We start from the raw sequence: 8800 nt of genomic DNA, 5'->3' as shown, positions 1-8800 counted from the left end.
AGCTTTTTGTTTCTAATAAGAAACGTTGTTTTAAAAATAAAATAGAATTAACGTTGACGTATTTTGTTCAGTTTTCAAAGGTCAATCACTTCATTTGTCGTTAACAGCGACTTTTATATCTTATCACTTCTTCCGAAATGTGTCAACAACTTTTTTTGAAAATCTTTTTTGTTTTTGTTCGTTTTGCGCTACCGTAGCAGCGACAAGTAATAATATATCAAGTTTCAAAAGAAACGTCAACACTAAATTTCATTTTTTTTATTCTTTTTTTAAAATCATGTTATGAAGGAGCTAACCCCTACATATTATGAGACAAGATAGCTTGTTTCATAAGGGGGTAAACATGAATTTTTTCTATACGATTAATGGAAGTCGAGCAAAACAAATTGTATTGGTTTTAATACTATCATTTTTTGCAGGTGGTTTTCTACTTACTCAGACGTTATTTCACATTCCAGTTTTCTCAACCAAAGATGGCCCAAAAGCAATTTATGAGAATGGGACAATTAAGGACAAAGTTGCTCTTACATTCAATATTAGTTGGGGAGATGAAAAGGCTGAAGAAATTTTAGATACTTTACGCTCACATGATATTGAGAATGCTACTTTCTTTTTATCTGCTTCATGGGCAGAGAGACACCCTGAAATTGTAAAGCGAATTCAAGAAGATGGACATGAGATTGGTTCTATGGGTTACGCGTATGAAAGCTATACAAGTTTAGAAGCACAAGAAATCCGCCAAGATATCGCTAAATCTGAAAAAGCATTTAAAACACTTGGTGTTGACAAGATCAAACTACTTAGACCACCTAATGGACATTTTGACAAAGAAACTTTAAAAATTGCGGAAGCCTATAATTATACAATTGTTCATTGGAGTCTTAATACAGAAGACTGGTTAAATCCTGGTGTAGATAAGATTGTAAGAAATGCAACTGAGAAAATTAAAGGCGGTGACATTGTTCTTCTTCATGCATCTGATTCTGCTCAGCAAACAAATGAAGCTCTTCCTTCTATCCTTAGAGAACTTTCAAAAAAGAAATTAAAGACAACAACAGTTTCAAGTTTAATTTCTGGTGCTACTTCTAAAAGTGAAGAAATTAAATAACCCCTATCCTTCCCTTATTGAAGGATGGGGCTTTTTTTACTTACTTTCTCTCACTTCTTTCATTATATAAGGAGATTTCAAAAATTTCGGAAGCATCAAAAGTTGATAGATATTGCAGATAAGCAATGGAATTAGCATAAGATACAGCCAACTTTCCTCATTTGTTCTTAGTGCTGGAAACCACTCGACAATCGTCACAACAGTTAAGAAAAATAAAGCTGGGATAAATGCTGTTCGGTTTGTTTGCTTCATTTTTACATATGAGAAGGCAACCCCGACTACTAAAAGTGTGAGAGCAAGGAAGAGGTAATTCATGATTGATTCTCCTGCTTCAGCAAAAAATGTATATCTAAAATAAACAAAATCAAATAGGACAAAAAGAATAAGAACAACTTGTACTGAATTCCAAAGTGATGAAGACTTAAAGATACCAAGTCCAAATCTGTGAACAGTCAAGTAAGAAAAAAAGCCCATCTGACTAATTAAACTAAAGATACAGCCTACCCCAATTAGCCAAATAGCAATTGCTACTATCTCACCTATTTCACCTTGAATAAAAAGGTCCTTATATTCTCCCCAGTTCAATGTAAATCCAACAAATACTGTTATGACAGCCCCAACTGAAAGTGTTGATAAAAAGAAACGTACAAGGTTTCGACTTTTCATCTGTTCTCCCCCATTAATTGTTCTTTTTATTTCATGTAAGTCCCCTTATATCTTATTTACCACAAAGAAAATGTAATTCCTGTTAACGACTTTAGAACGTGAATATTTTTTCTATTTCCTTTCATATTAAGAATAAGACATTTTACAGAAGGTATCTGAAAGGAGCGTTACAATTATGGGAAGAGCTCTTTTGCTCCTATATGCCCTAATCTTTGTTTTTTCTTCATCTGGATGTGCCCCACAAGAGGCAGAAGGAAGTGAAATGGACTACGATCAAACGAAAAAGATGGTAGTAGATATCCTCAAAACAGACGATGGAAAAGAAGCACTAAAGCAAGTGCTAAAGGATGATGAAGTAAAAAAAGAGATCGTTATAGATGAGAAATTGATCAAAGAAACAATTCAAGATACACTGTCATCTGAGAAAGGTTCAAAGTTCTGGACTGAAGCTTTCAAAGATCCTAAGTTTGCCAAAACACTTGCTACATCTCTTCAAGATGAGCATGAAGAAATTATTAAAAAGCTTATGAAAGATCCTGAATACCAGCAAATGCTAATGGATGTTCTTAAAAATCCTGAAATGGAAAAAGAGGTCACAAAGCTGTTAAAAAGTAAAGAATATCGAAAACATCTTCAAACTGTTATAACTGAAACATTTGAAAGTCCAACATATAAAGGGAAAGTACAAGAAATGTTAGACAAAGCTGTAAAAGAAGCTGAAGCTGAAGAAAAGAAAGAAGAATAAGTGGCGTAAAGAGGCGTTGCATATGTGCAACGCCTTTTACCTTTATACATTATGATCCTGTTGTTGTGTACAAAGAGAAATAACTTTTTCGCCAATTTCACTATAGATTTTTCCTAAACGGTGATCTTCACCATATACGGACGGAGCAAATTCTTCCTCATTCCAATCTGGTTGCTGTAGCGGAAGTTTTCCAAGCAGTGGAACAGCTAGTTCCTCTGCTAGCTTTTCTCCTCCGCCTTTGCCGAACACGTACTCTTTTTCTCCTGTAACTTCACTTTCAAAGTACGCCATGTTCTCTACAACACCTAAGACTTCATGTTCTGTACGAATAGCCATCGCCCCAGCCCTTGCTGCTACAAAAGCGGCTGTTGGATGTGGAGTTGATACAATGATTTCTTTACAAGCAGGAAGCATAGAATGAATATCAAGCGCAACATCGCCTGTTCCTGGTGGTAAATCGAGCAGAAGGTAATCTAACTCTCCCCACTCTACTTCCTGGAAGAAGCTCGTCAACATTTTCCCAAGCATAGGGCCTCTCCAAATGACAGGTGCATTGTCTTCCACAAAAAAGCCCATTGAAATAACTTTCACACCAAAACGATCAACTGGAATAATACGATCATTTTCAACTGTTGGACGTTGTTCAATTCCCATCATATCAGGGACGCTAAACCCGTAAATGTCAGCATCAATCAAGCCGACTTTCTTTCCAAGCCTTGCAAGAGCAATTGCTAAGTTAACAGAAACGGTTGATTTTCCAACCCCTCCTTTACCACTGGCAATTGCGATAAATGTTGTATCTTTTGTATTTAAAAGTGATGGCTGCTCTTGCGCTGCCACGCCATCTTGCGGCAGTGCTTCAAAGCGGAGACCAACTGTTTCAAAACCTGCTTCTTTTAATAAATTTACTACTGTTCCTTGAAGTTGCATCTGTTCTGCTGTTCCTGTTTTAGCTACAAGCAGTTTAACGCTCACATGGTTTTTCTCTTCTTTAATTTTAATTTCTTGAATGCCGTCTAACTCTCCTAATGTTTTATGTAAAAACGGCTCTTCTACCCCTGATAATAGTGCGTGAACTTCCTTTTCTGTGAGCATATTTTCACCTTCCCCGTTGAATTCGTTTACATACTGAATTATATCATATTTTCCCTTTGTTTCGTGAGTCCAAACAAAAAGCACCTCACTCTTTCGGAGGTGCTTTTGCTGTTAAGTACTGTAAAATTCCTCTATAGATTGAAGCAGCCACTTTCTTCTGATATTCTTCTGTTTTTAAAAGATCATGCTCTGTTGGATTCGAAAGAAAGCCAACTTCAACAAGCGCTCCTGGAATATCAGCATTTTCAACAAGATAAATATTTTGAATTCTTTTTGCTTCTCGATTCGTATTATTCAAGTTTCCTTTGAATTCCGATTGAATCCATGTAGCTAAGTTCTTGTTTTCTTCTTTTGATCCATTGTAAAACGTTTGAGCTCCACTCCATTTTGGAGAGGGAATTGCATTAAGATGAATACTTAAATACATATCAGCACTGGAATGATTGATAATTTCTAGACGCTTTCTTAAATCTTCTCCTTTGCGTCTGCTATACCCTTTTGTATCTTTGTCTGCTAAGTCTTCATCTTTTTCACGCGTCATAATAACAAGTGCTCCTTGTTCTTGAAGGTAATCCCTAATCATCAAGGAAATGGAGAGCGTTACTTCTTTCTCCAAAACATCTTTACCAACTGCCCCCCCGTCAGCACCTCCATGGCCTGCATCTAAGACAATAATTTTACCGCTTAACGGGAGATTCCATGAACCGATTGAGCCCTTATTTGTAAAGTAATGCTGAACGCCTAGAAAAAGACAACAGATAACGACAATAACAGTCCCTAACCAAAGCTTTTTTTTCATCGTGCTCCCCCCGCTCGTCCTACCTACTATTTTCTATATGGTGAGCGGAGAGGATTTATGATTATTTTAGGACAATTTTAAGCCATATCTTTTCTTTCCAAACCGAAAACCTTCTGTCCACCAGTCATCAACGTAGGCTTCACAAAGCATATACAAACCATCACCTGTTGGCAGCTCGTAATGATCTTCTGTCCAAAAGGAAAGATAATCGAAAAGAGCAGAAACAAGCTTTTTCCCATCTCTTTCAGATCTTACACGTACTTTCTCTTCCTGTTCTCCATAATAACCAAACCTGCTATATTTTGCTCCAAGCAAGAAAGCTTCAACTGCTATGTCTAAGCACCCTTCCTCAACAGAACGGTTATTTTTTGTTGAATAAAACATGAGCGGCTGAAAATAGCGCATCATTTCCTTATATAGTTTCTCAAGTGAAATTCCGCTCATCACTTTTCGTTCATACTTCATTTCTTTTTCTCTTCTTCGTTCTTTGAATGTTGTAATTACGGTCACGTTCTCCATCCTCCTTTTCTTTTATTGTGACCGACCGCCAACTTTATACACAGGAACAAAAAGGCAGAGAGTTCTACTCTCTGCCTTCTACTTGTTTAGTATATTTTCTTTCATTTCAGGCTTTCTTACAGCTATGCGGGCTTTTCCCATCATAATTACTGTAATAAAAGCAAGACCAATTGGAATAAGAGCAAATGTAAAAGCATCTGTAATAGAGGTTGACATAGCATGCACAATTTTTGATAGAACCGGCTCTGGAATCATTGCACGAGCGCTTCCCTCAAAAAGAGCGCTTGGGTTTCCAACATTTGCCATTGCTCCACTGCTTTCTACACTTCCAAAGCTTTCTTTTAATTCGCTTGCAAAGTGACTACTTTGAATTGTTCCAAATACAGTTACACCAATTGTCATTCCAAGAGAACGAGCAAAAGAATTTGTAGAGTTTGCGGATCCTCTGTAGCGCACATCCAGCTTTTCAATTGATGCTGTTGGTAAAATTGAAAATGAGAAACCAACACCAAAACCTGTTAATACCATAAAGATAGTTAACATCCATCTTGCTGTTTCAGGAGTCATTGTACTTAACAACACCATGCCAGCTGCAAAGGAGACAATTGAAAGAAACATAAGATTTCGAAACGTTGTTTTCGTTTGAAAAACCCCACCGATTGCGCTTCCTGCAACAGATCCTAACATCATGGGTGTTAATACCAGCCCTGCATTTGTTGCAGAACCGCCATAAACAGCTTGAACAAAGATAGGAATAAATACTGTTAAGATAATAAATGTGCCTCCGTAAAGGAATGCCAAAATTTGAGCTGTTGCAAAAAGACGGTTTTTAAACATCCAAAAAGAAATGATTGGATCTGACACTTTTCGTTCTGTAAAAATAAAGATAATGAAAAATAAAATAAAAGATCCGAACAACCCTAGAATCTGTGGTGATTGCCAACTATATTCTTTACCACCAAGCTCAAGAGCAAACATCAAGCTGACAACTGCAATAACAAGTGTTGCAGCTCCTACCCAATCCACCCTTTGTTCTTTCCGCTCTGTTGATTCTTTATAAGCTTTAATAATTAAAAGAAGAGACACAATACCAAGTGGTACATTTACATAAAAAATCCATTGCCAGCTAATATACTCTGTAATATAAGCACCCAGTAAAGGACCACACACACTTGAAACTCCAAATACCGCTCCAAGAAGACCTGTCATCTTGCCACGTTTCTCAGGAGGAAAAATATCAAATACGATTGTGAAAGCAATCGGCATAAGCGCTCCGCCTCCCACGCCTTGTACTGCGCGATAAACGCTAAGCTGCTCAATGCTTGTTGCTGTACCACACAAAATTGAACCTAATAAAAATACTAAAAGACCAAAAATAAAAAACCGTTTGCGACCGTACATATCAGATAACTTACCAAAAATAGGCATCCCAGCCATTACAGTCACCATATATGCAGAGGTCACCCACACAAATTTATCTAATCCACCAAGATCAGAAACAATAGTCCCCATTGCTGTTGCAACAATAGTGTTGTCCATTGCAGACATTAAAATAGCTAATAATAGCCCTGTTACAACAAGCTTTAATTGTGAGTCTTTTGAAACCACAGGCTCACTCCTCTCTAATGTTTAACAAAGTTAATTATAGTGAAGTTTTGACATAAGAGCTACTTCTAATTTGAAGTTTATTCCTTTTATCGAAAGGCGCTAACTTACAATATAAATAAAAGGAAGAGTATATCCTTTTCTACATAACTTTCTCTAATCCTAGTAAAGAATTAAAATAAAGGACTTTTTCTTCTCTTTATTAAGTTGTACAAACATAAATCTCAGATTTATGAAATTAGTGCTCCTATTGGTTGAAAATTCACATACTATAGGTAAATCTTCACTCATTCTTATGTATGATTGACGCTTGGAAGTGATTTGTTATAGTTGAGGTACTAAATGTGTTGTACACTAAAACATTATTACTGATCGTATAGGGGCTTCTGTTACTCCCCTTGTAAGAAGCTACCGGTTTTAACACATTCTACTCTAGAAGAATTACTTCTCTACACTCTATAATTGGTTTCTTGAATACAAGGAGGAGCTTCTATGAAGAGCATCCAGAACCGCCTACTGCTCATGTTACTAATCTTTATCATTTTACCCTATTTTCTATCTGTCTTTTTTATTTATAGCTATACCAAACATAGCGTAGAGCAGCAAGAGCTGAAAAATAGCCATGAACAGCTTCGCGAAAATTCAACAGAGCTTCAACAGTATTTCGAGGAAATGATTAACCTTCCTTATATTTTATATCGTGATCCTAAACTGTTTCAGATTTTAAATAATGAAGTTGAAGACTCAAATTACTTAGAAAAAAGTTTGGAGAACTTCTCATTAATGCGGAATGAGATTCGTCAAATTCAGTTTTATATGGATAAAGATAAAGAGGCGTTAACCGTCTATAATGCCACTGCAAGTGCGCGTAAATCTAGACCTAATTTCTTACAACAGCCCTTTATTAAAGAGCTTTACAATTCAAAGATAAAATACGTTATTCAGCCACCACATTCCATCCAAAATTATAATAATTCGGCTATTGTTCCTCAATCTGACAAGACAAAAGTAATTACATTCCATCATAAGATTGTTGATGTGTTATCTAATGAATTTCTTGGCACAATCTCAATGGATGTGGATTATGAAATGTATGCACGCATATGTAACAATTTAATTGGTAAAGACCAAGAATCTGTCTTGCTTATCAACGAAGATAATGAGATTGTCTATGCGAATAATACTGAGCTTATTGGACAAGCAGTTTCGCCTCATTTACAACAGAAAATAGAGAGAAACGCCGAAACAGGTGATGATATTATCTTAGCTAACACCTTATCTGGACCACTTGATCAGTGGAAGCTTGTTAAGGTTACGCCAAGTCATATCCTATTCGATGATGCTAGAAAAACTTCCTATACTTTTATTATTGTCGGAATTATTATTGGCTTACTTGGGGTATTAATGATTAGCTTGATTTCATATAAGATTACCCACCCACTTAAGCTTCTTACCCAGAAAGTACGAACCATAAAAGGTGGCAATATGAATATTGATTTTAATGATAAAAGAGAAGACGAAATTGGTTATTTAGAACTTCATATAAAAGAAATGATGGAGCGAATTAATCTCCATATTAATCGGGAATACAAGCTTGAAATTGAGAACAAGGAAAATCGATTAAGAGCCTTAAAGTCACAAGTGAATCCTCATTTCCTTTTCAACGCTTTACAATCAATAGGTGCTGTTGCGTTAAGATCCAATGCCCCAAGCGTTTATCATTTAATTACATCTTTATCTAAGATGATGCGCTATTCAATTAATGCAAACAAGTGGGTCAAAGTTCAAGAAGAAGTAGAATATATCAAAGCTTACCTTATTCTTCAAATGGAACGCTTTCGGAAAGAAGTTCATTATTCTATTCATATCAGTGATCCTATTTTAAATATGCAAATTCCTAGTATGATTCTTCAGCCGCTTGTTGAAAACTTTTTTAAACATAGCTATGAAGAAGGTTTCTATGATGCCCCACTGAACATTTATGGGGAAGTGCAGAAATCATTTCTACACCTTGTTGTTGAAAGTTATGGCGCTAGTATAACGGAAGAAAAACTCAAGAGATTGCGGGAAAACATTTATCATTCTTCGCTTAACTCTTCCCAAGGGCACAAACATATCGGTCTAAAAAATATTCATGATCGACTTATTCTAAATTACGGAACGCAAGCACATCTAGAAATTGATCGAAGCAACGGAGATGGCTTTATTGTTAAAATTGTCATCCCTCTTGGAGAACAACCTTTAAAAGAAGATTAATTGATAG

General features: G+C 36.1%; 8 protein-coding genes. 3 read left to right on the top strand and 5 right to left on the bottom strand.

Translation table 11 applies throughout. The annotated features are described in order from the left end of the window. The first annotated feature begins 343 nt into the window (after positions 1 to 343). The gene (pdaB, locus tag B9N79_RS22510) at positions 344 to 1108 is read left to right on the top strand and encodes a polysaccharide deacetylase family sporulation protein PdaB (RefSeq protein ID WP_019394005.1); all 765 of its coding nucleotides are present in this window, start codon (positions 344 to 346) and stop codon (positions 1106 to 1108) included. Between the two features lie 36 nt (positions 1109 to 1144). Here pdaB and B9N79_RS22505 read toward each other — a convergent pair whose 3' ends face one another. Further along, positions 1145 to 1774 (bottom strand): KinB-signaling pathway activation protein, encoded by a 630-nt coding sequence (locus tag B9N79_RS22505; protein ID WP_040056326.1) that lies wholly within the window; start codon positions 1772 to 1774, stop codon positions 1145 to 1147. A 175-nt stretch (positions 1775 to 1949) separates the two neighbouring features. On the opposite strand from B9N79_RS22505, the gene gerD reads away from it, so the two are divergent. Continuing rightward, the gene (gene gerD / locus B9N79_RS22500) at positions 1950 to 2519 is read left to right on the top strand and encodes a spore germination lipoprotein GerD (protein ID WP_040056327.1); all 570 of its coding nucleotides are present in this window, start codon (positions 1950 to 1952) and stop codon (positions 2517 to 2519) included. Between the two features lie 42 nt (positions 2520 to 2561). Here gerD and B9N79_RS22495 read toward each other — a convergent pair whose 3' ends face one another. The 4 genes from B9N79_RS22495 to B9N79_RS22480 all read right to left on the bottom strand — a co-directional run bounded on the left by B9N79_RS22495 (position 2562) and on the right by B9N79_RS22480 (position 6540). Next, complete coding sequence (locus B9N79_RS22495) at positions 2562 to 3614, bottom strand: Mrp/NBP35 family ATP-binding protein (protein WP_040056367.1); 1053 nt, start codon at positions 3612 to 3614, stop codon at positions 2562 to 2564. 85 nt (positions 3615 to 3699) lie between these two features. Beyond that, entirely contained in the window at positions 3700 to 4413 is a 714-nt protein-coding gene (gene cwlD, locus B9N79_RS22490; protein WP_019394009.1) for an N-acetylmuramoyl-L-alanine amidase CwlD, read from the bottom strand. 66 nt (positions 4414 to 4479) lie between these two features. Next, a complete protein-coding gene (locus tag B9N79_RS22485) occupies positions 4480 to 4923 on the bottom strand; it encodes a DUF2521 family protein (RefSeq protein ID WP_019394010.1) in 444 nt (147 codons plus the stop codon). A gap of 87 nt (positions 4924 to 5010) precedes the next feature. Continuing rightward, a complete protein-coding gene (locus B9N79_RS22480; RefSeq protein WP_046218158.1) occupies positions 5011 to 6540 on the bottom strand; it encodes an MDR family MFS transporter in 1530 nt (509 codons plus the stop codon). A gap of 489 nt (positions 6541 to 7029) precedes the next feature. Here B9N79_RS22480 and B9N79_RS22475 point away from each other — a divergent pair, with 489 nt between their 5' ends. Then, positions 7030 to 8793 carry a sensor histidine kinase gene (locus tag B9N79_RS22475; protein ID WP_046218157.1) on the top strand — a complete coding sequence of 588 codons (1764 nt, stop codon included), beginning with the start codon at positions 7030 to 7032 and terminating at the stop codon, positions 8791 to 8793. The last annotated feature ends 7 nt before the right edge of the window (positions 8794 to 8800 follow it).

It is taken from the genome of Priestia filamentosa, from assembly GCF_900177535.1.
In the GTDB taxonomy this organism is placed as follows: domain Bacteria; phylum Bacillota; class Bacilli; order Bacillales; family Bacillaceae_H; genus Bacillus_I; species Bacillus_I filamentosa.
The sequence above is the reverse complement of the archived record's forward strand: the minus strand, read 5'-3'. Positions and strand labels throughout refer to the sequence as shown.

What these genes read in the sequence shown, in the direction of transcription:
- B9N79_RS22475 (WP_046218157.1), top strand. Translation starts at nt 7,030, where the DNA reads ATGAAGAGCATCCAGAACCGCCTACTGCTCATGTTACTAATCTTTATC.
- B9N79_RS22495 (WP_040056367.1), bottom strand. Translation starts at nt 3,614, where the DNA reads ATGCTCACAGAAAAGGAAGTTCACGCACTATTATCAGGGGTAGAAGAG.
- pdaB (WP_019394005.1), top strand. Translation starts at nt 344, where the DNA reads ATGAATTTTTTCTATACGATTAATGGAAGTCGAGCAAAACAAATTGTA.
- cwlD (WP_019394009.1), bottom strand. Translation starts at nt 4,413, where the DNA reads ATGAAAAAAAAGCTTTGGTTAGGGACTGTTATTGTCGTTATCTGTTGT.
- B9N79_RS22505 (WP_040056326.1), bottom strand. Translation starts at nt 1,774, where the DNA reads ATGAAAAGTCGAAACCTTGTACGTTTCTTTTTATCAACACTTTCAGTT.
- gerD (WP_040056327.1), top strand. Translation starts at nt 1,950, where the DNA reads ATGGGAAGAGCTCTTTTGCTCCTATATGCCCTAATCTTTGTTTTTTCT.